The sequence below is a fragment of the Bacteroides sp. L008 genome (assembly GCF_040812255.1).
Classification (GTDB): domain Bacteria; phylum Bacteroidota; class Bacteroidia; order Bacteroidales; family Bacteroidaceae; genus Bacteroides; species Bacteroides vicugnae.
On the sequence record NZ_JBFNXO010000002.1, the window covers coordinates 197841 to 222267 of the forward strand.

The following is a 24427-nucleotide window of genomic DNA, read 5'->3' on the forward strand; positions in this document are numbered from 1 at the left end:
CGATTTGAGTATCTGGATGAATATTATTGATTTGAACCATAATAAGCCTCATAGGCTTTGTTGTCGAGTGCATAACCGGAATATACGACTTGTGTGTCCGGAATCGGATAATACTCGTGGCAAGGACGGATATTCTCTTTTAGACTTGATGAACCGGTGTTCTCATAAGTCTGCGTATACCAGATTCCCCAACGAACCAGGTCGAATTTACGCTGGAACTCACCGATTAGTTCACGTCCCCGTTCTTTTTGAATTTCATCCATTAATCGCGCCCAAGTACGGAATTTCGGGTAGTCGCCGATGCCTGCACGGTTGCGGGTCATATTCAGATACTTTATCGCAATATCGGGATCTTGTTCCAACTGGCAGTAACATTCTGCTTTCATTAACAATGCGTCGGCATAACGGAATATCTTATAATTGTTTCCGTCGCGGCTACTGTCAAGATATGGACACCAGAATTTCGGGCCCGGCCAGGGTGCAGTACTTACACTTTTGAAAGCATGACCATTGTATTCCCAAGCCATGTTGTATTTGGCACGTAAGTCACCACCAATTTTTGTTTGCAGATTCTGGCAGAAGTAAGCGGTAGGACGCCAGGGAGTCCAACAAGTCGACTTGTCACCTAATTCCGGTATTTCCACACCGTCATATTCGCAAGTGCCTGAACGGCGGGTGATAGGCATGCAGATACTTGCAAGATTGGAGGTGTAGTTTAGACCACCGGCTACGTAAGAGTGTTGGATTTCAAAGATTGATTCAGGAGTGTTCTTATTGCGGAACATTACATCTGAAAGCGGGTATTGATCGAGAGCTCCATAAATTTCTTCGAGTTTGGATATGGCGTCAATTGCTGTACCCCATTCCTTATTCCACATCGCCATTTTGGCAATCAGCATCCATCCGGTTGCAGCACCTGTACGGTTAGCGTCTACTTCTGACGAACGTACCTGGTCCATCAGAGGAACAATTTCCAGTAATTCCTTTATCAGATACTCGCGGGTTTCGACAGCCGACATACGACCCAATCGTCCTATCTTTTGCTGTGTCTCCACATCTGCTACATGTTCTGTATAAAAAGGTACATCGCCGAAGAATGAGGTGAGCAGGTAATAATAGAATGCACGCATGATTTTGCCTTCACCCAGTAAGGGAAGCTTTTCCTCTTCTGTAAGTGGAGAGTTTTCAATTCCGTTTATAGTAGCGTTGCAGTACATGACACCTTTATATCCATTGGTCCAAACCGTTTCACCGTGACGGGGCTTTGCGGGGGAGATATCTAGGCGGGAGTCTAGTGTTCCCGAATTGATATACATGATGTCAGTGCAAGCCTCTGTGGCGATGAAGAGTGTATAGTTGTAGGTTCCGTTTAAAGGAATATAACAAGAGTTGAGTGCAGAGAGACATTGGGCCTTCGTCTGATAAAAGTTGTCGGGCGTAGAAAAACTCGACGTGTCCTCTTCCAGGCTACAGGAAGCTAGTGCGAACATTGACAGAAGAGCGATCAACCAATTTTTTCTTTTCTTCATTATCATAGTTTTCATATTATTACATTAATTAATATCTGATTTGGGCACTGAACGTAATAGTACGCGGTTTCGGGTAAGCTCCCAAGTCCATGCGGCGTAAGGTGGAATCGCCACTGGTTGATACATCGGGGTCGAATCCGTTGTATTTCTTCCAGAGATAGAGGTTCTCGCCGTTTACACTCAAAGTCAGGTCGCGAATACATTTTGTTTTCTTGTAGAGGTTGAATGTGTAGCCGATAGAGATACTCTTCAAGCGCAGGAAGGTTGCATCATGAATCTGTAAGTCGCTGGGCACATGGGTGTCAATACTTCCGGCGCGGGGGAGGTCGGAGTTCGGGTTACGAACCGGATGCCAGGAGTCGAGCATGTAGCGGTACTGGTTGGTGAATGTACTCCCCGACATATAGAGTTCGGCATAGTTGTAGATCTTGCCTCCTAGGGAGTAGTTGAAGTAGATACCCACTTTTAAGTTTCCGAAACGGAACGTATTTTGCAAGCCTCCATAAATCCAGGGATCGGCATTGCCCAGGTAAACCAAGTCTTCTTGGCTGAGTGTTCCGTCATGGTTGATATCATAGTAGCGTACCGAGCCGTTTGAAGTAGTAGAGGGAGATGCATAGGCAAAAGTTGCTTTGTTACGGTTTACCTCGTCCTGATTTTTCCATACACCGCCATATTTGAATCCCCACAAGGCGTTCAAAGGATAGTCTTTTACATAACCATACATCATGTATGAGTTGTTGCCCGGCGCACCATAAGCTTTTACAAAATCTTCTGTACCGATGTCATCCACATTCTGCTCATTGTGAGCGATGGTAAAGGTTGTTGACCAAGAGAACTTAGGCTTCTCAATATTGCGGCTCTCGATGGTTAATTCAATTCCTTTGTTTGAGGTTTTACCGATGTTGGTCAGGCGGGAAGAATAACCGGTTTGTGTCGGAGTCTGTAACGTTAGCAACAAGTCTCTGGTTTTGGAAATGTAGGCTTCGGCAGTCACGAACAAACGGTTGTTGAAGAATGCCAGGTCAATACCAAGATTGTAGAGGTCGGTTTTTTCCCAGGTCAGGTTGGGACTTGCCAGTCGTGAAGGATAGTATGCCGCAGGTTGCGAACCACCGAAAAGATAACCGCTCGTGGTGCTGGAAAGGGCTGCCAGTGAACGATAGGCACTGATTGCGTCGTTACCGGTACGACCGGCACTTAGGCGAACGGCCATTTCATTAATCCAGTCGATTCCTTCCATAAATTCTTCTTTAGCGGCATTCCATTTCAAAGCTGCGGAGGGGAAGAAACCCCACTTGTTGTTAGCGGCAAAGTTGGATGCACCGTCATAACGTCCTGTTACAGTCAGATAATATCTCTGTTTGTAGTTATAATTGAAACGGGCCAAAAGAGACATTTTGGTACGTTTGCTGGTGCTCGATGAAGCCGAATACGTCTGTTTGTCTTGTACGGCATTCATGTTGTTCCATTTCACGTTGTCATCCATATAACCTTTGCCGTTCAGCGAAAAATCATTCGAAGAAATACGTTGTCCCGTGAAACCGAGAAGTCCGTCGAATGTGTGTCCCGAATCCAATGATTTCAAATAGGAAAGGGTGTTTTCTGTCAGCAGGTTATGGTCGCCATATTCGGCACGATAGGCTTCACCACCCTCTCCTTCAACCTTGGCGGGCAAGGTGCTGGGATAATAGCGGTAAGTGTGGCGCTGATACATATAATAGGTAAACTGACTCTTAAACTTCAAATTCTTGATAGGTTCGATCTCAATAAAACCGGTGTGGTTGGTAGAGTGGCGTACCTGATAATTGGTGTTGAGCAATATGGTAGCCAACGGAGTATTAATCTTCTGACCGGAATAGTAGAACGGATTATAGTCATCCATTGGTTTTATGGTAGGACTTAGATAGATAGCAGAGTTCCACCATCCTGTGCCGCCGATAGAGGCCAGATTCTCGTCGTTGTGGCGCCAAGTGTAATTGCCGGTGTATCCCACTTTCATCCAATCGAAAAGTTGGTGAGTGAGAGAAACACGTCCCGTGATACGTTCCTGTCCGCTGCGGCGAATGACTCCCTCGGTATTGTTGTAGCTCAAAGAAACATAATAAGAAGTTTTCTTTGTTCCTCCCGACAAAGAGAGAGCATAATTCTGATACATGGCTGTGCGTCCGATAGTATTCACCCAGTCGGTTCCTTCACCCAAAGAGAAAGGATCGGAATAGGGGTATGATGATAGGGGAGTACCGTCAGTAATTTCATCATTGCCATCGGCGGTATTGAAGTAAGCGTAATCGTTCCGATATTGTGCCAATTCGGATGCATTCATGATGTCGAGTTTCTGCGGAATTTTGGAGAAACCGATATCTGTCTTGAAACTGATACTCGGTTTGTCCGCATTCGATAGTCCCTTTTTGGTGGTGATGATGATAACGCCGTTACTACCTTTCGAGCCGTAGATAGCTGTAGAAGAAGCGTCTTTCAGTACGGAAATAGATTCGATGTCGGCAGTGTTCAAGTCGTTCAAGTCGTGAACGGCATCCATTACACCGTCAACCACGATCAGCGGTTCGTTGGAGGCCGAGATGGAGCGTGTACCACGGATACGGATGGAGGTCGTGGCGCCCGGTTCACCGGTCGTTGACATAATATCCGCGCCGGCAATACGTCCTTGTAAAGCCTGGTCGATAGACAGTACCGGGGCGTCTTGAATGTCTCCCATCTTAACGTTCGATACGGAACCGGTTAAATCGGCTTTCTTAACAGTACCATAACCGATGACTACGACTTCGTCCAACGCCGTTTTCTTGTCAGGCAAGAGTTTGACATTGATCTTCTCTCGCCCGGTTACATTGACTCTTTTCTTTTCATAACCGATAAAGCTGACTTCCAGGACGCCATTGGCAGGAACCTGTATTTCATACCACCCGTTAAGGTCGGTCAGAGTGCCGACTTGTGTTGTGGCTTCTCTGATGGTTGCCCCAATCATGGGTAAACCTTCTTCATCGAACACCGTGCCAGTCACTTTGATTTTTCGATTTGCATTCTGCGCCACTGCTTCCGGAAGCAACAGGCAACATGCCACCAGCATGAGCAAAGCTTTTCGGAAAGTATTCCGACAGAGCGATGCATTGTATTTGTTTACTAATTGTCTCATGTGCTTTTATAGATTAAGCGCTTTCTTAATAAGTTTATTCATTGTAAATGCGGCAAGTTACCGTCACTGGATAGTGATCGGAATGGTTGTCGGTGAAGTCGTCCATCAGAATCTGGGCATCGAGCATATTGCGCATAGCCTCTCCGGATGCATAGATGAAGTCGATACGTGATCCTTTGTAGGAACCGCTGGGTCCTGTCCATCCTCCATAGATAGTCGGACAGCTACGCACAAAGTTTACATTCATCTCACGAACAGGATCTCTGTACCCACTGTCGAGAATGGTCTGGTGTACCTGATAATTTAGGGTAGTGCCAGAAGAAAGATCATTCTTGTCGAGCGGAGAAAACGAGTTGAAGTCTCCCATCATCAACCAATATTTTTCATCCGGATATTTACGGATTGTATGGTTAAGATAAGTCTGAATCTCTTCCAAACGGTAAGCGTCTCCATTGGCTGCATTGGAGCCGGAAGGTGTGTACGAAAAAGGATAAAGATGGAGTACCAGAATGTTGATGCCCTTGATTTTAACATGGATTCCTCCGTGCCATACGCCATCCAGAATACGACTGACTACTTCAATAGGATATTTAGACGTGATAGATACGGGGTAACCACTTTCTTTGCACATTTCAGCATAGTTATGTCCCCAACGGGCTGATAATGCCGTCAGCTTTTCTGTAGTGAACCCATTGGTTTCTTCGATGGCCATAATATCGGGTGCCTGTTCATTGACCCAAGTTACAAAGTTGTTATAGTTGTTGGCTTTGTCCAACTTCATACCTTCGAGTACATTGTAACTCAACACTTTTAATGTTTCAGTCGTCACACTGGAGCCGCTATTTAATTCAAGGTCTCCGGTTGGCAGTTCTTCATCATCGCTGCAACTGAGGTTGCATACAGCCATTGCCAATGCCATTGCAGCATAAAGTATTTTGCTAAATTTATTCATTGTACTTTTTTTGTTTATTTATTATAGCGAATGCTTACATACATTAGTCCACTTGTACTGTTGTTGTTGATGACAGCTGTGTCGTAAGTAGTGGTTGTCCCGGCTTTATTGGCAGAAGGAATCAGACGCAGATAAACGGTGCTCTTACCCAGTAGATCGAGAGGTAACTCGATATTGGTGTTTTTCCAGGCGTTCAACTGCTCGTAGAGGGTGGTTCCCCATTGTACTACATCAGGAATTGTGTATTCATCGATCTTCGTCCATTCGCCATTCTCATTTCCATGTTCAGACCATTCTACATTCCAATAGCGTGGAGCGCCAATACTGTAATTCAATGTAGCAAGCTGCAGTGATATGTGTGTGGCGGTAATGCCCGACGTGGAGAATTTTATCATCCAGCTGTTTGCTTTTCCTGTAGAAGCATTCCACCAGGTTTTAGCTTGGAAAGCCAGGTTTTTGCTGGCAGATATAATTCCTTTTCCGTCACTTGCTCCGTCGATAGGTCCCAGGTAGCCATAATCGGTTGCAGCTGTAGGAGTTACGGCAGTATGCCATAATTCGCCACTACCTTCAGAGGGAAGTACCTTTGTTCCCGAAAGCTTGAATGCATTCCATTCGGCAATAATAGTGGAGAAGCTATTACTCTTCGATGGGTCGATCTTTATGTCTTCACGGGAGAGATGACGCATTTGATAGAGTCCGATATCTCCACCGTTCTCGAAGCGAGTGTAATCTTCATGTATAATGATGCCTGCCACAGTTCCCGAGCCTTGTGGTAATACATTGCCATCGCGGCGGTAGGGGCAGTCGGTGTTAGTCATCAAGAATATGCTTTGTCCCTGATTATCGTGTACCAGCAAAGGATACCGGTCGACACGCTGTACATTGTAACTGGGGCAATAGCCTTCGTTGAAAGGTGTGAAAGGACCTTTGCGGATAGGGAACTCGCAGTTCTTTAATGTTACGAAAGTGTAAACATCATTGTCGGTAAGCTCGGCTATCGTGCGTTCTTTTTTTACCAGATTTGTAGCATTACCTTCCTCTTTGGAAATAAAGCTCTTGAGGGTCATATTCGTTAATGTGTAACGTTGAGGCCTGTCTTCTTTATTTAAAGTCAAACCTTTCAGCCAGATTTTGACCTTGTCGAAAGGAGCCAGTTCATTTAGTTCTTTTGTTTCAAAAAACAAAGCAAAGCCATACTTGCCATCCAAACTTTGTATATAAACCGTGCGGTAAGTGGTAGTCATATCAATTTTCGTTTGGGTAAGCTGTGTGTTAGCCGCATTATTGGTACCGGTTGCATCGCAAACTATGATACCTTCAATGGCTACATCGTTATTAATAGTCTGGGAGCCAGTCGTACCATCCACCAATTTGCGGGCTTCGGCAAATGAAATGGTTTTAGTCTCTTTAGTACCTCCCATTTCCATCTGGCCTATATTGAAATCGCTGGTGTGAGCTTTGCCCCAGTCGTCGACATACGTGATGTGAAGCACGGCATTACGTTCGCCTACTTCGGGCTCATTGGCTGCTACTTTTACTTGCATCTTGTTCATCTCTTTGTTGAATGAGAACTGAGATACCCATTTTTCGCCTTTGTCATAATCCACAGACATTGTAATACGGGTGCTGTCACTGGCGGGAATATTGGTGTTTAAGTTCACTTCCAACTCTTTACCTACAGCAGAGACATGAGCCTTTTTGTCAGGAAAGGCAATAGAGGGTGATAGACCATATTGATAGATATAAATGGTATCAGCTTTTACCTTATTAGCAAGCTTTACAATCACTTTACCCTTACGGGGAAAGTCTTCGTTTGCTCTCCAGACCAGATTGAAACTTCCATCTCCTTCTCCGTTTTTATGCTCGATGTTGATCCATTGGCGTGTCAAAGAGTCACGCTCTACCGTCCATGCGCACGTCGCTTTCAAAGGAACTTCACGTCTGCCTGCTTCTGATGAGATATAGATACTGGATGCATCACCAATAGTTATCACTTCCAGTTCTTCCTCGTCGTTGCACGAAAAGCAGGAAAGAGACAGTAGTACAATGCTGATGTATAAATATATATTTTTCATAGCTTTCTTATTCCTCTAATAAATAATAGTATATGTTATCCAGACGGTAGACATAGAAGTTGTCCACGAATACACGGTTGTTGCCTGTAGTGAGAATATAGTCACCGCCGATGATTTGGATTTTGGTGTTGGCAGTGATAGGACGTTCCGGAGGACTTACCACATAGAAATCATGACGTCCCTTACTCCACATGGTGTGGAGAATGTCTTCATCGAGAGGATCATAGTAATTTAAATCAATGGTTTTCGTTGTGGTATGGGTATCTGCAAATTCTCCGCCATTCAGTATGTTGATAGTTAGTTTGTTGTTATCTTTTGCTCCGTCATCGGCAACATAGGCGACTGCGTCGAATGAGACAAGAAGTACGGAGTCTCTTACAATATCGGTAATGTAGGGAGTGATGAGATCGGCGCCATGTCCCTGATTATCACCAAGGCGGATGAAACCGAATTTTCCATAGCAATAGGCTTTGCTTGCTTCCTTGCCAATAGTCGACGACCAGTTATATTCTTTCTGTGCTTCCGTCCAGTCACCAATCAATTTTTCATTAGTGGTCACATTGGGAGAGGCAGTAGATGAACCGTATTTCAACCATTCAAAATCTTCACCCAAACGAGTGGTGAAACCCTGCCGGATGTTGATAAACTTACCATAGTCAACTCCGGGAGAAGTGATTGAGACGGTAGCGATGCGGCGCTTGTAGTCTTTGGTTTGTGCCTCCCATGCAAGATGCCATTCGTCTTCACCGGTAGTTTCGTTCCGGCCTACCTTTTCTGCTTTCAACCAATCTTCAACGACTTCTTCTTTCTCCTGTTCATTGGCAGGAACTTTACTCTGTACCAGAACAGAATAATCCGTATTCGTTTTTACAAAGATCGATAGTTCTCCGGCCTTGGGAGGAATGTTGATGGCCTCATCAGGCTTCATCTCTATTTTCTCTCCTGTCTGGCGGTCTACATGACTCACGCTGATAAACTCGTTTCTGCCTTCTTCGCTATCGTCGCAACTCCAGAAGGAAGGGGGTAATAAGAATAAGGTTAACAGGGGTAACCATCGCCTCCACCTTACATTTTTAGGCAAATGTTTACATAATAAATCAATTTTCATCATATAAAATATAATTTAATTAAAAATAAAATACTCTTGGTTTAAAATGCAAATGACAATATTGTATGTTACTTAATGGTGACGGAGGATTGACAGTTCTGTTAAGAGGCTCTCTGTTAGAACAAAATCAAAATAATTTAGCATAGATTTCATACTAACTTCACATCGATAAAGAGATAAATGTTTCTTTCTTTTCATAGCGTTTGTAGTTTCTACTTTTATCTTTATTATAGGTTGACGCTACAAATATAAATATAAAAAGCATATAAAAAAACTTTTTAGAAAGAAATCGAAAGATTTTAGAAAGGAAAAGAAACGAATACTGTGCTAAAAGCAATCTTTTTTTCTTTGTATGGATTGTTTTTCCGAATGTTTGTCGAGGATTGCGACACGATTGCTTAATCTTTCACTTCGCAAATTGGCTAGAAAGAAAAGTTGGGATAGAATAGATTATGGGCATATTTATGTATTGCCCGAAGATATAATTTATAAAAACTCTCCGAAGCAAGGTGGTTGTGTGCTTCGGAGAGTTTTTATATGGATGGAAAAAATGTCGGCGTGCGTTGTCGGCACTGCATATCCTTATTTATTGGTCGTATTCACCTTCAGGCGGATATAGTTGGGATAGTGGTCGGATAATACATGCGTATTCTTTTCACGTAAAATGTCTGCATAAACGCAATCAGCAGCAAGGTTCTCGCTAAGCATGATATAGTCGTACCTGCATCCCTTGTTTTCGGGGAACTCTGTGATAGTGACAGGAATGCTCTGTTTGAAATGTCCGTCACTGAAAAGAGTGAATGCATCTTTAAAACCATTTTCCAGCATGAAGTTAGTTACCTCGTAATTGATAGCGACAGTAGGAGAGAACTGCAACCGCTCTGTTTCGAATTTGGGTCCGTATGCTTTCTTATCGTATTCATTATAAGAATTAAAGTCGCCTGCTACCAAGACTTTTGCATCGGCTGGCAGTTTTTTGATTTTTTCCTCTACCAGTCCTTTGATTTCTCTGATTCGGTCGTCTACCTCAAATGGTGAGAGATGAGTCACGAAAATATGAATGCCCTGGCATTCGGCATGGATACATCCATGATAGATAAAGATGTCATACTTGTTTGCTCTTAGTATTTTTTCCACGTTTGTGAGTGGATATCTGGAGGTGATTCCGGTAGGATATCCGTCCTCTTTTACTATATATGCATATTCATGCCCGTATTTTTTAGCAAATTCGCCCAGGCTTTTCTCGGTAAATTTATTCAGTTCCTGAAATAACATGATATCCGGATCATATCTTCGTATCCATTCGAGGAAGCGCTGTTTCTTGTTGTCTTTGTTTTCGAATCCATCTTTAACATTATAAGACATGATGCTAAGTGAATGAGATTCTTGCAAAGTGATATCCAGTTTTTGCTCATACTTACCATCGTATGAAACTTTTGTTTTGGAGGCCTCATATCCGGAAGCAACCACAGAGATATAACCGTCTATGTTACCTTTATAGTAAGGGAGCCAGCTACCGTTTTCTTTGGAAAATCCTTCTCCCATGTTCACTAATCTTCTGCCTTCCAAACCGGATAAAACGACAAAAGCATCTTTTACTGGCTTTCCGTTGGCATCTTTTAGTGTTACGGAGAGTTGTCCTAATGGCGTGTTGCTATCGTCATCGTTACTTTCGGAACAAGCGCAAAACAATACGCAAAGTAGTGAAATCAATAAATTGATATTTTTCATAATGATAAGATTAATTTGATTTTATAATTCGGGCTACGTATCCGCCTCCCGGGTACATTTTAATTTTCACTTTCTTGTCAGCAGGCAATGTCCGGGTTTCTTTCTTGTAGTCGGTTGCAGTGCGGTCAGCATTTACTCCGTCTCTGAATATCTCCATTTGATACTTGCCATCCGGTAAAAAGTTTAAATCTATCTCAAGTTCACGCATTTTCCAGTCATTGATGCTTCCTATATACCAGGTATCTTTGCTTCTGCGTGTCATCGTGATATAGGTTGCAATTTTGCTGTCTAAAGCAACGGTTTCATCCCAGATCGTAGGAACTGAAGATATAAAATCGGTACATTCCTGTTCTTTTATATAGTTGATAGGGGTGTCACATAGCATATTAAAAGGAGATTCGAATATGATATATTCGGCTAGTTGACGGCAACGTGTACCCTGGCTCATAGGTTCGTGATTGCTCGGGTAATATCCTTTTTGTGTGGCATTATGCATGGCTCCCTGTGTATAATCCACTGGTCCGGCGAGCATGCGGATAAATGGGAAAGTCAAGTCGTACGTCACTTGGTCATACCCTCGTTTCTTCCATTTGAGTTGCTCTAATCCATTCACTCCTTCATAATTAATCACATTCGGATAGGTACGTTGCAATCCGAAAGGTTTGCAGGTGCCGTGATAGTCGAGTAACATTTTGTGTTGGGCACATAATTCGGCGGCTTTCCACATGAAGTCTACCATCTCCTGGTCGTCACGGTCCATGAAGTCTACTTTAAAACCTTTGATCCCCATATTTGCATAATGCTTTACCACTTTTTCCATATCCCGGTGGAAAGCCCAGTAACCGGCCCACAGGATAAGGTCTACGTTTTTCTCTTTGGCATAAGCGGCTAGTTCCGGCAGATTGATTTGAGGAATTACCTGTAACATGTCTGCCTTTTTATTCACTGCCCATCCTTCGTCCAAGATAACATATTCAATATTGTTTTGAGAGGCAAAGTCAATGTAGTATTTATACGTATCATTGTTGACTCCCGCACGGAAATCTACTCCTGAAAGATTCCAGTCGTTCCACCAGTCCCAAGCCACTTTGCCCGGTTTTATCCATGAGAGGTCGGTTAGGGGAGACGGCTTGCCGAGTAGAAATACCAAGTCGTTATCCAGTAATTCTTTGTCATTTTCAGAAATGGCGAATATTCTCCAGGGGAAAGAGCGCTTACCGTTAGTTTTAGCAATATAATCATGCCGTTCCTTTACCATCTTTTGAAGCATATTATGTCCGCCTTGCCCGGTCGTTTTAGGTACTGTGGCGTATACTCCCTGCATGGAGCTGCCGTTTGTATTGCTGCGTAGGAACATGCCCGGATAGTCGTAGAGATCACTTTCTGTGATACAAACTTTCGTATTGCTTCCGGGGATTTCTGCTAAAAATGGAAGAATAATCAACCGTTGACAGTTCAGTGAGGGAAGTGGTTGGCAGTCGTATGTGTTTTCAAACGAGTTCAGGAACTGGCTTTCTATATTTCCGTCTTTTCCGCGATTACTATAAGCTGCATATCCTTTGGCCTGTTCCGGAAATTTATAGATCGCTTTCTCGTCATTCACGGTAACCTGTCCGGATGTGAGTTCTGTTACGAAACGATAGGCCACTCCTTGGTTATAGCAACGAAATATGACCGAATAATTGCCTTTGAAGTTTGCTGTCAATTCATTATAGGTTTCATCCACTGTACTTTTCTTGTAGACAGGTGATACTATTTTCTGTCCTGAAATAGATCGTCTCTCCACCTTTTTGAGTTTAGGAGCCTCGCCCAACATTCCGGCTTCCCGGATATCCATCCCTATCACCGACGGTTCCAACACTACTGTCCCATTTTGAGAAATACCGATAGACAGATCTTTGTCAATGGATATTTGCAGGGTTGTTTTTTTATCCGGTGATTGTAGTTGTAGCACCTTTTGGCCCCATCCCATGAAGGAATGGAGCATTAAAAGGAAGAATATTGCTTTTTTCTTATTCATAAATTGATAATCGTTTTAAAAGGTTATAGATGGATGGTTATTTACTCAGTTCTCCATGTGCTTTTAATTCATGGACGGAAACTTGTGTTCCACGGTTACTTTCCGTTATTACCATCTTTATGTATTTTCCGGTCACTGCTGTCGGGCAATAGAATGAAACATATCCCGTTGATTTTCCAGTTCCGAAATCGAATGTCGCTGCGCGTGTCCAGTTGATATTGTCCATGCTGACTTCAAAATATCCTCCTTTCAGGTCGGTATTGTACTGGTCATTGCGTCTTAGAATCTCGAACTCCGAAATTTTGTAAGTTGCACTTAACTTGAATACAAGTGTCTGTGGGAGAGTCGTAGTACCTGCTCCGGTGCTGTTCCATCTGATGTGCCATCTAGTGCTTTCGTTGTCGTCTATCATGTTTTTGGGTACTTCGGTACTATGATATCCGGAATAACTTTCTACCGCCCATAGTGAGTGAGGAATTTCTTCCATGCGGTTTAGTATAGTGACAACACAAGTGCTTCGTTCTTCGTCTATTTCAAATTTAGATGGATTGCTTAGACGAATAGGAACTGCAAACCAACCATAACCTAGCTTGTCTTTGTCAATCACCAATTTCAATGTTTGGCTATTTTTTCCTGCTACTAATTTTTGATCTCCTACCAGTTCATAACTACCTTCGACAGGCATGTGGTAGTCTACTCCGTTCTCTTCATTCCATCGATCCAATAAAGCCTGATCGAAAGAGGCCGTGAAGTCGATGTTCCATTTATTATCGAAAGGAGTCCCGATGGGTAACTCTACCTCTATTTTTCCTGTGGCAGTAGTAGGGATAACTGTTTGAAGCGTTTTTTCGCAATTGAAACCTAATGTGGCCGGTTTCACGACAGGAGCGATATAAACGATATTTTTATTTTGATTGATTTCTACTTCTCCTTCCGAAGTCAATAACAGTGGTAGAATAAAACGATCCCTGTTAGGATTCTCGTTTAGAAGACTTGTCTTGAATACCACCTGAAAATTGGCTTTCTGTTGTGAAGGATCCATCGTTTGCTTACTTTTTACGATTTGGTAGTATTCGGCAGGCAGTAACTCGGAGGTTGTTTTGTTCTCCTTGTTATACTGTTCGATAAGCTTGCTGTTTACTAACAATTCTACATTAGCTTCTTCGTTAAGCAACCCGCTTTTGAAGATAGGCATTGTGTACGTAAAGTCTTCCCCTGTGTTGTAAAGGACTATATTATTTTCTCCCTCATTGATAAAATAAACCAATGAATCCGACAGATTATTATCGCGGTTGCTTATATCGCATCCGGCAAGCAGCAGTATTCCGCTTATTATCCATCCTATATTATATATTCGTTTCATATTCTCCAGCATTAATAGATTGTTTACCATAAATAGTTTTGAGTGATTGCTTTGTTTCTATCCAGTTCTTCCTGTGCGATTGGGAAGAGATAGTGTTTCTTGCTGAACACCCTTGTTTCGACGACTGTGCGTTGCCAGAATTTTCCGGTGGGAGTATGGTCGGTTGCCATTACGTTCATACCATATACAGGCCCGTTTTCTGTTTCTTCTGCGATTCTCCAAGTACGGGTGTCGAAGAAACGATAACCTTCGAAGGCAAGTTCTATCTGGCGTTCGCGGCGTATTAACTGACGCATTTTATCGGGGTCTTTTACTTCCTCCGGATATACTTCTTCCAGATTGGGAACACCTGCTCTTTGACGTATCAGATTGATGTATTTCAATATATCTTCGTTCCCTGGATCGTATTCGTTCAATGCTTCCGCATAATTCAGATAGATTTCTCCCAAACGGCAAATAGGCCATGAGAAACGTCCGAATTCATTGTTTTTATGATTCAGAGAATGGTCAGTCATTTTGCTGATTAAATATCCCGTTTTAGAGTAGTTGTGTGAATCACCCGGTCCGCTGTTTCCTTTGTTGTAAAACTGTACATCAATAGTTGTTGAACCGGCTTTCCATTTCTCGCCACTCCAGCATATGCTAACGTAGAATCTAGGTTCCCGGTCCTTATACATTGTATTGGTATTGGCATAAGAGGTGCCGTCGGCCGGATTCGTAATCGTTTGGAATTTTCCTTCCGAATAGCTGCTTTCCACAATAATCGGATCTTTCCCCTCATTGGTATATCCGGAAATAGGGTAACGTCCGCTTTTCATAGCATACGCATCCACCATTTTTTGTGTAGCAGATACACCGCCGAATGAACTACCGCCGATACCGCGGGGAGTTGTAACCAATCGCCAGTCTTTTCCGCTAAGAGCACGTCCGAAAATAACTTCATTGTTCCAAAGTTCCAAATATATTCCTGCGTATGATTTGTATGGGTCAATGCTACCATTGGTAGCGTATGCTTTATACAGATCATAAATACCCATATCGATAACGGCTTTATTAGCTTCTGCAGCCAGTTTCCATTTATCCTTACTGTATGATTGTGGAAATAAATGCTTTCCTTCAGTTGAAATAATATTCTTGTAGAATGAGTCGTCGCTGTTGTATAACTTTCTGGCAGAATAGAGCAACATACGGGCTTTAAGAGCTAATGCAGCCCCTTTAGTCGGTTTACCATACCAGGTAGTTTCCTGTTGTTCGGGTAAAATATCCGCCACTTCATCAAACTCCGTACAGATATAATCCATACATTCTTCCCATGTAGAACGTTCTTTTCCTAAGTTGGTAGAAGAAATATCTATTAGTTCATCACCTACCAGAATGACAGGGCCATACATACGCATTAGCATCGCATAGTAATAAGTGCGCATAAAGCGTGCCTCGGTTTTCCAACGGAGCTTTTCTTCGAAATTGATTTCCGGGCATTTGTCTACATTCTGCATAAAGATATTGGCTTCCCGAATCCCTTGATAATAGGCCCTCCAAAAAGCAACATACGGAGGATTATCCGGTGACCATGAACCGTTGTTCATATAACAATATCCTCTATCAATATAAGTGATGGAAGCTTCATCCGATGCCCCCAGCCAAGGTGTATTTTGTGCCGTATGAGATTCATCAATCATGTAGCTGAATACATTCACCAAGTACTTTTGGGTAGAAGCTCGTTTCTGGAAGATCATTTCCATAGTCATGGCATCGTCCGGCTGTTTGTCCAAATATGCATCGCATGAAGTCAGCATCAGAATACATGCGGAGATTTTTATGTATTTAATGATATTTTTCATCTTGTATTTTTTTTACTGGGTTATAAATTGATGTTGATACCGAAATTAAAGATACGGTTTGCCGGGTAATTGGCACCTTGTCCTTCCAGAACCTCGGGATCCCAAAGCTTGAACTTGCTGAAAGTAAGCAGATTCACTCCCGATAGATAGATTCGCAGGCCACTTATATGAATGGGGTCTATCCATTTGCTTGGAAAGTTATATCCTATTTCAACTGTTTTTAAACGGAGATAGCTCATATCCTTTTGCCAGAAAGTAGAATTACGGAAGTTGTTCTTGTTGGAACCGATTGACAACCGTGGATATTTGGCGTTTGGATTTGGATTACTTTCCGACCAGTGATTGTAATAAATATCTTCATAAACACCGCTTTCCATCATATTTCGTGCTGAAAATGCCTGAATGGCCGAACCTGACTGTTGCAATGTGACATGACCTGCTCCTTGGAAGAAAACAGAACAGTCTATCCCTTTCCATACAGCTGATAATCCGAAACCATAGACGATTTCCGGTACGGAGGCCCATCCGATAGGCTTTTCATCATTTGAGTCAATCTTGCCGTCACCGTTAATATCAATGTATTTGATATCACCGGGTTTTACATCTCCGAAGGTCTGTTTGGGCCAACTGTCGATATCTGCCTGTGACTCAAATAATCCGGCGGCTACCAATCCGTATTGTTGCCATAACATTTGTTCTCTACGGTTCAAATAAAGATATTGCCAGTCTGGCTGATCGTTGTCAATGATGGTATTGTGGGCATATGTGAAATTTGTTTTTCCGGATAATCTAACCTGGCCTACCCGTTGATTATATTCAAGAGACGTGTCAAATCCATGATTCTTCATCTTTCCTACGTTCACATAAGGCTTGGTGCTTATACCTACATAAAGGGGTAATGAAGCACGTTCCAGAAAGATACCTTCACGCTTTTCACTAAAATAGTCTGCTTGTATTTTCAGCGCGTTGAAGAAAGAGACTTCCACCCCTAAGTTCATTTTTCTAGCTCGTTCCCAACCTACATTCGGATTTGCCCAGTCACCTACGCGGAGACCTTTTTCGGTGTGTGCCGTCTGCCCGAAGTCATAACTGCCGCTATCTATAACGGTTGCATTATAAATAAAGCGTCTGCTACCTCCAATCTGGTCATTTCCTACTTCACCATAAGAACCCTTAATTTTCAACATGTCGATGACATGCGACATGGGTTCCCAGAATTTTTCATTAGATACCATCCATCCGGCAGCAACCGACGGGAAGAAACCAAAGCGATGTCCCGGGCTAAAGTTCTCAGAACCATTGTAGCCGAAATTACCTTCAATGAAGTAACGGTCATTGTAAGCATACGTCACACGTCCGGCGATACCTTGATGCCGATAAGGTAATGCGTCTTCTGCTTTATCGACTCCTGTTTTATTTTTCTGTTTTTGGTTATATAGAAATAATGCGCCCACTGAATGTTTTCCGAACGTACGGTTATAGTTGATGGATGCCTCAATATATGTAGTGGTGTATCCGGTGTTCCCTTTGGAGTAATCCAGATTGTCCTGACCTATATTTCCTTCTGTATAAACAAGGTTTCCTTCTTCGTCACGTTTGCTGGCCGTAAAGGTTTGCACTTGTTTTTTGCGTCTGATCCAATTGTAATTTTGTGCGTCGAATGAAAGCTTAATGTTAGCGGTCAATCCCGGAGTAATCAGTTCGGAGAAATCTTGTGTCAAACCGATTAATGACTGGGCGTTATTCCAGAATCTTTCATAATAACCGGATTGTGTCAACAGGTTATAAGGATTCTGTCCTTCGTTGATACTGGGACCGGAGAACTTCCCGTCAGAGAAACGAACGGGAAACGCATTGGGGGCACAAATGTATGCATACTTCCAGATCGCACCTGCACCCGCACCAGCTGTGTCCGAATTGGAGCCGGGACCGTTCAACTTTTCAAATACGGATGATAAATTTACATTCAACGTAGTGGTGCGATGAAGCTTTACGTCAACGTTCGAACGGAAATTATATCGTCTGAAATAAGTCGATGTATCGTATTTATTCATAGAGTCGGTTTTAAACATACCTCCTTCATTGTAGAAAGCGCCGGAAATATAATATTTGGCAATATTACCACCACCGCTGACACCTAAATTTATTCTTTGGCTGAACGCATAGTCTTTATAAAGCTCATCTATCCAGTCCACGTCCGGATATAAATCCGGGTCTTCTCCGCTTGCATATTTTCTGATTGCTTCTTCATCATAGAAGTTTTCGCCTTTTTCGGAGGAAGAACGATAGGCTTCGTTATACATTTCGGCAAACTGTGAAGAATTGACCATTTTAGGACGTTTAGTCGGGCCTAACATACCAGCTTCTGCACGGAAAGAAATTTTAGGCTTACCCTCTTCACCTGTACGGGTAGTAATCAGGATAACGCCGTTTGCACCACGTACACCATAGATAGCCGTAGCGGCAGCATCTTTTAAAACAGAGAATGACTGGATATCTTCTGGATTTACAAGGTCCATGTCCCGTTCTATACCGTCTACCAATACCAATGGCTTTTTGTTGGCTCCGAATGTGCTGATACCGCGAATCCAGAATTCAGTACTGGCACCGGGTTCATTGTTTTTCTGTAAGGTAATCACTCCCGATAGCTGTCCGCCCAGGTTGTTACTAAGTTTTGATACAGGAGCTTTCAGCTCGTCCACTTTGACGCTGGCAATAGAACCGACAACACTCTCTTTTTTCTGTGTGCCATAACCTACTACCACTACTTCATCCAAGACTTTAGTGTCCGGTTGAAGTTTGCAAAGGATCGGTTGATTGCCTTTAATGACAATTTCCTGACTTTTGTATCCAATGTAAGATATAACGAGAATGCCTACACCACCTTTAACTCTTAGTTGAAATTCACCGTCAATGTTGGTGACAGTTCCTTCGGGAGTTTCTTTCAACCAGATTTGAGCTCCGATAATTGGTTCGTTACTTTCAGAGTCAATCACCGTTCCTTTTATGATTTTCGAGACATTGTCTACCTGTGCTTTAGGCTGCGGAGTGGTTTTCATTAGTACAATATCCTTTGCTTTAATCACATAGGACAGTCCGGTGCCATTCAATGCTTCTTGCAAAATTCCGTCAATGTCTTTTCTGGTTTTTCCTACCTGCACAGCGACATTGTCGATAAGTCCTTTGACATAAGAGAAACGATACGAACTTTGAGATTCGATTTCCTGTACGAGTTCTTTCAGCGTTTTGACTTGGCTGTTTCTCGTCAGATCTATCTCCTGTGGTGAATTGTAAGATGCATTTACCGGTAAGGTAAAGCAAAAAAGTAGTACTAGAAACGACCAGAAGAAAGGTCGCTTCACATAAGAAGTCTGTTTCATAAAAATAGAGGTGTATTAGATTATTATTTTATATAAATTGTATCATTGATTATTTGATAGTGAGTACCAGTCGTTAACGAGATCACATCCAGCGAATGTGTCATCGGGTTCTTTCGGTCAATATAGCCCGAGAATATAATGTCTTCAGCCGCTTTGTCAACCACAATATTTGTATTGTATATCCGATTGAAAATAGGGACAATCTCTTTTAAACTTATTTCTTTGAATGTGTATTTGCCATTGCGCCATTCTGTATCCTCCACATTGACTTGTCTTACTACAGCTTTGTGGTTTCCCGTGTCGTAAGTGAGTTGCTGATTGGGTTGCAGAGGAATACTTTTCTTGTCGGCACAAAAGATAATCGATCCTTTTACCAGTGTTGCTTCTATGGACGGAGTGTCTTGATAAGCCTGTACGTTGAACTCCGTACCTTTTACCACGATATTTGTTCCTTTAGAACATACCGTAAATTCGTTACCGTTGAGTTGCTTTTTGACTTTGAAAAACGCTTCTCCTTCCAGATTGACCACACGTTTTCCTGTGAGGAAGTCATTTGCATATGACAGTTTGGAGTTGGAGTTGATCGTAACAACCGAACTGTCCGGCAAAATAATTTCAGATACCGATCCTTTGGGAACGGTAATTTCGCTGATTGCCTGCGAACTTCCGGATGGAATCAGATACATAGCTGTTGCAGCACTGATTATTCCAAAGAAGAAAACAGCTGCATATTTCCATAGATGGTTCAGGGCATATGTTTTTCGTATACTTCTCATCGGTTCCTCAATAAGGAGCTGTTCGTTCTTGTCTATGTTACCTTTTATTCGATTATAAATAGCTTGATAGTCAATTTTGTTATCCGGCAAAGAGTCAATAGAGGTTTTTGTCGTTACAAATGTGTATACCTGCTGATTGATATTATTCTCTTTTTGCCACTCATTGATGAATGACTGTTCTTCCTCATTTATAGGCTCTTTCCTGACGATTTTAGAAAGAATCTCAATTGCTTTGTTGTTTTCCATACTTTCTTTTCTTGCTGTTTTCGTATCGTTTTCTATAGTATGGACGAAACGAAAAGAAAAATCCCCTATTCGAAATATAGATATTTTTTTATTTAATGATATTTTTCTTATTAAGATGAGAAATAGTATATTTGCAAATGTAACACAACATCGACTACTATGGAAATAGACAATCACATGTTAAGTGAGCTGTATAATAAAATACGCAGAGATGATTCGAAAGCTTTTGAAGCGTTGTATCACTTGATGTATAAGCGTCTATATAGTGTGGCGAATACCATTTTAGAATATAAGGAGTTAACAGAAGAGACACTGGAAGAAGTTTTCACCTCTTTATGGGTGAATCGGCATAAAGCCGACGTGGATAATATATTTACCTATCTTTATGTCTTGACGAAAAATAAGGCGATCGATGTGAAACGAAAAGAAGTGCGTTGGGATTATCTTACTTTAGAAGATGTACACGACGAGTTGTTTTATTGTTCGGTAACTCCGGAAACCACCATCGTTTCCAAAGAAGAAATCAGCCAAATTCATTCCATTATTAAAAGTTTACCGGAAAAAAGAAGAAATGTGTTGATGCTGGTCAAGTATCATGGTTTAAAGAATAAAGAAGTGGCGGAGATCCTGGGGATTTCAGTGAAAACCGTAGATAATCATTTGGCTGCGGCTATTCGTGATGTTCTGGAAGCATTGCAAAAGCAAGATATAGATTCTGGTAGCCGGATGAGGCTTATGAGTTGGCTGCTTTAATGCTTTTAGTAAAAATGAGGAAGACAAATCTTCCTTCCATTTATTTTTTGTCAATCAGAGAAGCAGTTTCCTTTTTTTTGTCTTACTTTGCATATCAATAGTTATATCCCGTTTTTGATATGCGTTACTCCGTCATAATTCCCGTTTATAATCGTCCCGATGAAGTGGATGAATTATTGCAAAGTCTTACAGTGCAACACTTTAAGGATTTTGAAGTTGTTGTTGTTGAAGATGGTTCTTCCATTCCCTGCAAAGGAGTAGTAGGCCGGTATGCAGATCGGTTGAATATAAAATATTTCTCTAAACCCAATTCCGGTCCGGGACAAACCCGTAATTACGGAGCAGAACGTAGCGAAGGAGAATACCTTATTATATTGGATTCTGATGTCATCCTTCCCGAAGGCTACTTCGATGCGGTAGAGAAGGAGATTACCACTTCTCCTGCCGATGCTTTTGGTGGCCCCGACCGTGCACACGATTCTTTCACTGATATTCAGAAGGCAATTAACTATTCCATGACCTCTTTCTTCACGACCGGAGGTATCCGTGGCGGAAAAAAGAAAATGGACAAATTCTATCCCCGTAGTTTTAATATGGGAGTTCGCCGGGCAGTGTACGAGGCTTTGGGAGGTTTTTCAAAGATGCGTTTTGGGGAGGATATTGATTTCAGTATCCGTATCTTTAAGAATGGGTACACTTGTCGTCTTTTTCCTGATGCCTGGGTATATCATAAACGTCGGACTGACTTGAAGAAATTCTTCAAGCAGGTGCATAACTCCGGCATTGCCCGTATTAATCTTTATAAGAAATATCCGGATTCCCTGAAACTGGTGCATTTGCTTCCAGCCGTATTTACATTGGGAGTGGCGCTTCTATTATTAGGAACTCCTTTCTGCCTCTTCAGTTTCATGCCGGTCATTCTCTATGCATTGCTCGTATGCATTGATTCCACTATTCAGAATAAAAGTCTGGCCATCGGTATTTATTCCATTGCAGCCGCCTTTATACAGCTTATAGGCTATGGTACAGGTTTTTGGCGTGCATGGTGGCAACGTTGTGTCAGAGGGAAGGATGAGTTTGAGGCCTTCCAAAAGAATTTTTATAAGTAATCTATTTTTTATTTGCCTATTACCATTCCTGTTTTTGTTTAAAAGGGATGTTGTCTGACACCCGGGTCTCAATACATCTGACACCCGGGTCTCAGACAAGTCATCTTAGCATAGAAAAAAGAAGGTGGCTATAGCCAAATTCTTTTCCGTTACCTCTATCATTAAATAAAATAAGTCTACCTTTACACTTTCAAAACATAGCAAATGGAAAGTAAACACAAACTATCCATCAACCAATGGGCACTGGAGGACCGCCCGCGGGAGAAAATGATGGAGAAGGGAGCAGCCGCATTGAGTGATGCCGAACTACTCGCTATATTAATCGGCTCCGGAAATACGGAAGAGAGTGCTGTTGAACTGATGCGACGCTTGCTTCTGTCTTGTGATAATAATCTTAATTCCTTGGCAAAATGGGAAGTCTGCGACTATTCCCGTTTTAAAGGTATAGGACCGGCGAAGAGTATCACGGTGATGGCTGCATTGGAACTTGGAAAACGAAGGAAACTGCAGAGTATAAAAGAAAGACCTCAAATAAGCTGTTCAAAAGATATCTACGATATTTTTCAACCTCTGATGTGCGATCTGGAACAAGAAGAATTCTGGGTTCTTTTGTTGAACCAGGCAACGAAACTGATTGATAAGGTGCGTATCAGTACTGGCGGAATAGATGGAACATACACCGATGTGCGTACCATTCTTCGGGAAGCATTGTTGCAAAGAGCCACACAAATAGCTGTGGTCCATAATCATCCTTCAGGGAATATCCGTCCTAGTCAGCCCGACAAAACCTTGACGGAACATATTCGCAAAGCGGCGGATACAATGAATATCCGCCTGATAGATCACGTGGTCGTTTGTGAAGAAGGATTCTTTAGTTTTGCAGATGAAGGATTACTTTGACTGTTTGGCTTTCTACAACAATTTGCCATCCCGATACGTTTTCTTAATCAGCCGGAGGTAGAGAATAATTTGTATATTCTTTAGGCACGCGATACGCATTCCGTGCCTAATTTTTTATGTTTCATTTTTTATCTCTATCTTTGCGATACATAAAAAAATGAGAGGACGTATGGAAAAGATTGAAATAGAAGAAAAGATTGTAGCCATGCTAAAAACGGTGTACGACCCGGAAATCCCGGTGAATGTATACGATCTTGGACTGATTTATAAGATAGATGTTTCTGATAATGGGGAAGTAGTACTTGATATGACACTCACCGCCCCTAATTGTCCGGCAGCTGATTTTATAATGGAGGATATCCGTCAGAAAGTGGAATCGGTGGAGGGGGTGACTGCAGCCACCATTAATCTAGTGTTTGAACCCGAGTGGGATAAAGATATGATGAGCGAGGAAGCAAAACTTGAACTGGGCTTTCTTTAGTTACGAGTGATAGCTTCATAATCAATCTCTTATAACTAACAACTCAAAACTCATGAAGAACGTTTATTTCCTTTCCGATGCGCATCTGGGGTCTCGTGCCATAGAACATGGACGCACCCAGGAACGACGCCTTGTGAACTTTCTCGACAGTATAAAGCATAAAGCTTCTGCCATTTATCTGTTGGGAGATATGTTCGACTTCTGGTATGAATTCCGGTTGGTGGTTCCTAAAGGCTATACCCGGTTTTTGGGGAAAATCTCCGAGCTGACGGATATGGGAGTGGAAATTCACTACTTTATTGGTAACCACGATATCTGGTGTGGGGATTATCTTACGAAAGAATGTGGTGTCATTATGCACCGTGAGCCTTTGACTACCGAAATCTATGGGAAAGAATTCTATCTCGCCCATGGTGACGGATTGGGTGATCCGGACAAGAAGTTCAAATTACTCAGGAAGATGTTTCATAGTAAAACTTTGCAAACGATGTTTTCAGCCATTCATCCCCGTTGGAGTATGGAATTGGGGCTGACGTGGGCAAAGCGTAGCCGACAGAAACGGGTTGATGGAAAAGAACCGGATTACATGGGAGAGAATAAGGAACACTTGGTGTTGTACACTAAAGAGTATTTGAAGAATCACCCGAATATCAATTTCTTCATTTATGGACATCGCCACATTGAACTCGATTTGATGTTAAGTGCCACTTCCCGTGTATTGATTTTGGGGGATTGGATTAATTTCTTCTCTTATGCCGTATTCGACGGAGAGAACCTTTTTCTGGAGGAGTATATAGAAGGAGAGACGCAAGTCTAAGGCAGAAAGTTTCAACCCCGTTTGGAACTAATAGTTTCACGGTATGAAACGAATGGTTTCCCGGTGTGAAACAACTAACACGCTTAAATGGTCGGAAAAGGAGCTCATACTTGAGGTGAGAACTCTATACTGATAAGAATATATTTAAAGCAATAAATCCCTGCTCCAACACTGTGAGGCAGGGATTTA

At 42.2% G+C, this 24427-nt stretch carries 16 protein-coding genes; 5 read left to right on the forward strand and 11 right to left on the reverse strand.

The annotated features are described in order from the left end of the window. Window positions 1–23: 23 nt before the first annotated feature. The 11 genes from AB3G73_RS20135 to AB3G73_RS20185 all read right to left on the reverse strand — a co-directional run bounded on the left by AB3G73_RS20135 (window position 24) and on the right by AB3G73_RS20185 (window position 20178). A complete protein-coding gene (locus AB3G73_RS20135; RefSeq protein ID WP_367745505.1) occupies window positions 24–1529 on the reverse strand; it encodes a RagB/SusD family nutrient uptake outer membrane protein in 1506 nt (501 codons plus the stop codon). A 28-nt stretch (window positions 1530–1557) separates the two neighbouring features. Beyond that, entirely contained in the window at window positions 1558–4683 is a 3126-nt protein-coding gene (locus tag AB3G73_RS20140) for a SusC/RagA family TonB-linked outer membrane protein (RefSeq protein WP_367745506.1), read from the reverse strand. Window positions 4684–4717: 34 nt separating this feature from the next. Beyond that, window positions 4718–5635 carry an endonuclease/exonuclease/phosphatase family protein gene (locus AB3G73_RS20145; RefSeq protein ID WP_322019819.1) on the reverse strand — a complete coding sequence of 306 codons (918 nt, stop codon included), beginning with the start codon at window positions 5633–5635 and terminating at the stop codon, window positions 4718–4720. Between the two features lie 14 nt (window positions 5636–5649). Next, window positions 5650–7713, reverse strand: a complete 2064-nt coding sequence (locus tag AB3G73_RS20150) for a DUF5689 domain-containing protein (RefSeq protein WP_367745508.1) — start codon at window positions 7711–7713, stop codon at window positions 5650–5652. 7 nt (window positions 7714–7720) lie between these two features. Further along, window positions 7721–8824, reverse strand: a complete 1104-nt coding sequence (locus tag AB3G73_RS20155) for a hypothetical protein (RefSeq protein WP_367745509.1) — start codon at window positions 8822–8824, stop codon at window positions 7721–7723. Window positions 8825–9403: 579 nt separating this feature from the next. Continuing rightward, a complete protein-coding gene (locus tag AB3G73_RS20160) occupies window positions 9404–10552 on the reverse strand; it encodes an endonuclease/exonuclease/phosphatase family protein (protein ID WP_367745510.1) in 1149 nt (382 codons plus the stop codon). A 10-nt stretch (window positions 10553–10562) separates the two neighbouring features. After that, window positions 10563–12572: a glycoside hydrolase family 97 protein gene (locus AB3G73_RS20165; protein ID WP_367745511.1), complete on the reverse strand. Its 2010-nt coding sequence runs from the start codon at window positions 12570–12572 to the stop codon at window positions 10563–10565. A 37-nt stretch (window positions 12573–12609) separates the two neighbouring features. After that, window positions 12610–13935, reverse strand: coding sequence for a DUF1735 domain-containing protein (locus AB3G73_RS20170; protein WP_367745512.1), 1326 nt, complete (start codon window positions 13933–13935; stop codon window positions 12610–12612). Between the two features lie 23 nt (window positions 13936–13958). Beyond that, window positions 13959–15776 (reverse strand): RagB/SusD family nutrient uptake outer membrane protein, encoded by a 1818-nt coding sequence (locus tag AB3G73_RS20175; protein WP_367745513.1) that lies wholly within the window; start codon window positions 15774–15776, stop codon window positions 13959–13961. A gap of 20 nt (window positions 15777–15796) precedes the next feature. After that, window positions 15797–19156 (reverse strand): SusC/RagA family TonB-linked outer membrane protein, encoded by a 3360-nt coding sequence (locus AB3G73_RS20180; RefSeq protein WP_367745514.1) that lies wholly within the window; start codon window positions 19154–19156, stop codon window positions 15797–15799. A 23-nt stretch (window positions 19157–19179) separates the two neighbouring features. After that, window positions 19180–20178, reverse strand: coding sequence for a FecR family protein (locus tag AB3G73_RS20185; RefSeq protein ID WP_322019827.1), 999 nt, complete (start codon window positions 20176–20178; stop codon window positions 19180–19182). Between the two features lie 159 nt (window positions 20179–20337). Here AB3G73_RS20185 and AB3G73_RS20190 point away from each other — a divergent pair, with 159 nt between their 5' ends. The 5 genes from AB3G73_RS20190 (at window position 20338) to AB3G73_RS20210 (ending at window position 24238) form a co-directional block, all read left to right on the forward strand. Further along, window positions 20338–20931, forward strand: coding sequence for a sigma-70 family RNA polymerase sigma factor (locus AB3G73_RS20190; RefSeq protein WP_322019828.1), 594 nt, complete (start codon window positions 20338–20340; stop codon window positions 20929–20931). Between the two features lie 119 nt (window positions 20932–21050). After that, a complete protein-coding gene (locus tag AB3G73_RS20195; protein WP_367745515.1) occupies window positions 21051–22040 on the forward strand; it encodes a glycosyltransferase family 2 protein in 990 nt (329 codons plus the stop codon). Between the two features lie 204 nt (window positions 22041–22244). Beyond that, a complete protein-coding gene (radC, locus tag AB3G73_RS20200) occupies window positions 22245–22940 on the forward strand; it encodes a DNA repair protein RadC (RefSeq protein WP_320980576.1) in 696 nt (231 codons plus the stop codon). Window positions 22941–23109: 169 nt separating this feature from the next. Continuing rightward, window positions 23110–23421 carry a metal-sulfur cluster assembly factor gene (locus AB3G73_RS20205; RefSeq protein WP_074909760.1) on the forward strand — a complete coding sequence of 104 codons (312 nt, stop codon included), beginning with the start codon at window positions 23110–23112 and terminating at the stop codon, window positions 23419–23421. A 52-nt stretch (window positions 23422–23473) separates the two neighbouring features. Beyond that, the gene (locus AB3G73_RS20210; RefSeq protein ID WP_367745516.1) at window positions 23474–24238 is read left to right on the forward strand and encodes a UDP-2,3-diacylglucosamine diphosphatase; all 765 of its coding nucleotides are present in this window, start codon (window positions 23474–23476) and stop codon (window positions 24236–24238) included. The last annotated feature ends 189 nt before the right edge of the window (window positions 24239–24427 follow it).

What these genes read in the sequence shown, in the direction of transcription:
- AB3G73_RS20135 (WP_367745505.1), bottom strand. Translation starts at nt 1,529, where the DNA reads ATGAAGAAAAGAAAAAATTGGTTGATCGCTCTTCTGTCAATGTTCGCA.
- AB3G73_RS20140 (WP_367745506.1), bottom strand. Translation starts at nt 4,683, where the DNA reads ATGAGACAATTAGTAAACAAATACAATGCATCGCTCTGTCGGAATACT.
- AB3G73_RS20145 (WP_322019819.1), bottom strand. Translation starts at nt 5,635, where the DNA reads ATGAATAAATTTAGCAAAATACTTTATGCTGCAATGGCATTGGCAATG.
- AB3G73_RS20150 (WP_367745508.1), bottom strand. Translation starts at nt 7,713, where the DNA reads ATGAAAAATATATATTTATACATCAGCATTGTACTACTGTCTCTTTCC.
- AB3G73_RS20155 (WP_367745509.1), bottom strand. Translation starts at nt 8,824, where the DNA reads ATGATGAAAATTGATTTATTATGTAAACATTTGCCTAAAAATGTAAGG.
- AB3G73_RS20160 (WP_367745510.1), bottom strand. Translation starts at nt 10,552, where the DNA reads ATGAAAAATATCAATTTATTGATTTCACTACTTTGCGTATTGTTTTGC.
- AB3G73_RS20165 (WP_367745511.1), bottom strand. Translation starts at nt 12,572, where the DNA reads ATGAATAAGAAAAAAGCAATATTCTTCCTTTTAATGCTCCATTCCTTC.
- AB3G73_RS20170 (WP_367745512.1), bottom strand. Translation starts at nt 13,935, where the DNA reads ATGAAACGAATATATAATATAGGATGGATAATAAGCGGAATACTGCTG.
- AB3G73_RS20175 (WP_367745513.1), bottom strand. Translation starts at nt 15,776, where the DNA reads ATGAAAAATATCATTAAATACATAAAAATCTCCGCATGTATTCTGATG.
- AB3G73_RS20180 (WP_367745514.1), bottom strand. Translation starts at nt 19,156, where the DNA reads ATGAAACAGACTTCTTATGTGAAGCGACCTTTCTTCTGGTCGTTTCTA.
- AB3G73_RS20185 (WP_322019827.1), bottom strand. Translation starts at nt 20,178, where the DNA reads ATGGAAAACAACAAAGCAATTGAGATTCTTTCTAAAATCGTCAGGAAA.
- AB3G73_RS20190 (WP_322019828.1), top strand. Translation starts at nt 20,338, where the DNA reads ATGGAAATAGACAATCACATGTTAAGTGAGCTGTATAATAAAATACGC.
- AB3G73_RS20195 (WP_367745515.1), top strand. Translation starts at nt 21,051, where the DNA reads ATGCGTTACTCCGTCATAATTCCCGTTTATAATCGTCCCGATGAAGTG.
- radC (WP_320980576.1), top strand. Translation starts at nt 22,245, where the DNA reads ATGGAAAGTAAACACAAACTATCCATCAACCAATGGGCACTGGAGGAC.
- AB3G73_RS20205 (WP_074909760.1), top strand. Translation starts at nt 23,110, where the DNA reads ATGGAAAAGATTGAAATAGAAGAAAAGATTGTAGCCATGCTAAAAACG.
- AB3G73_RS20210 (WP_367745516.1), top strand. Translation starts at nt 23,474, where the DNA reads ATGAAGAACGTTTATTTCCTTTCCGATGCGCATCTGGGGTCTCGTGCC.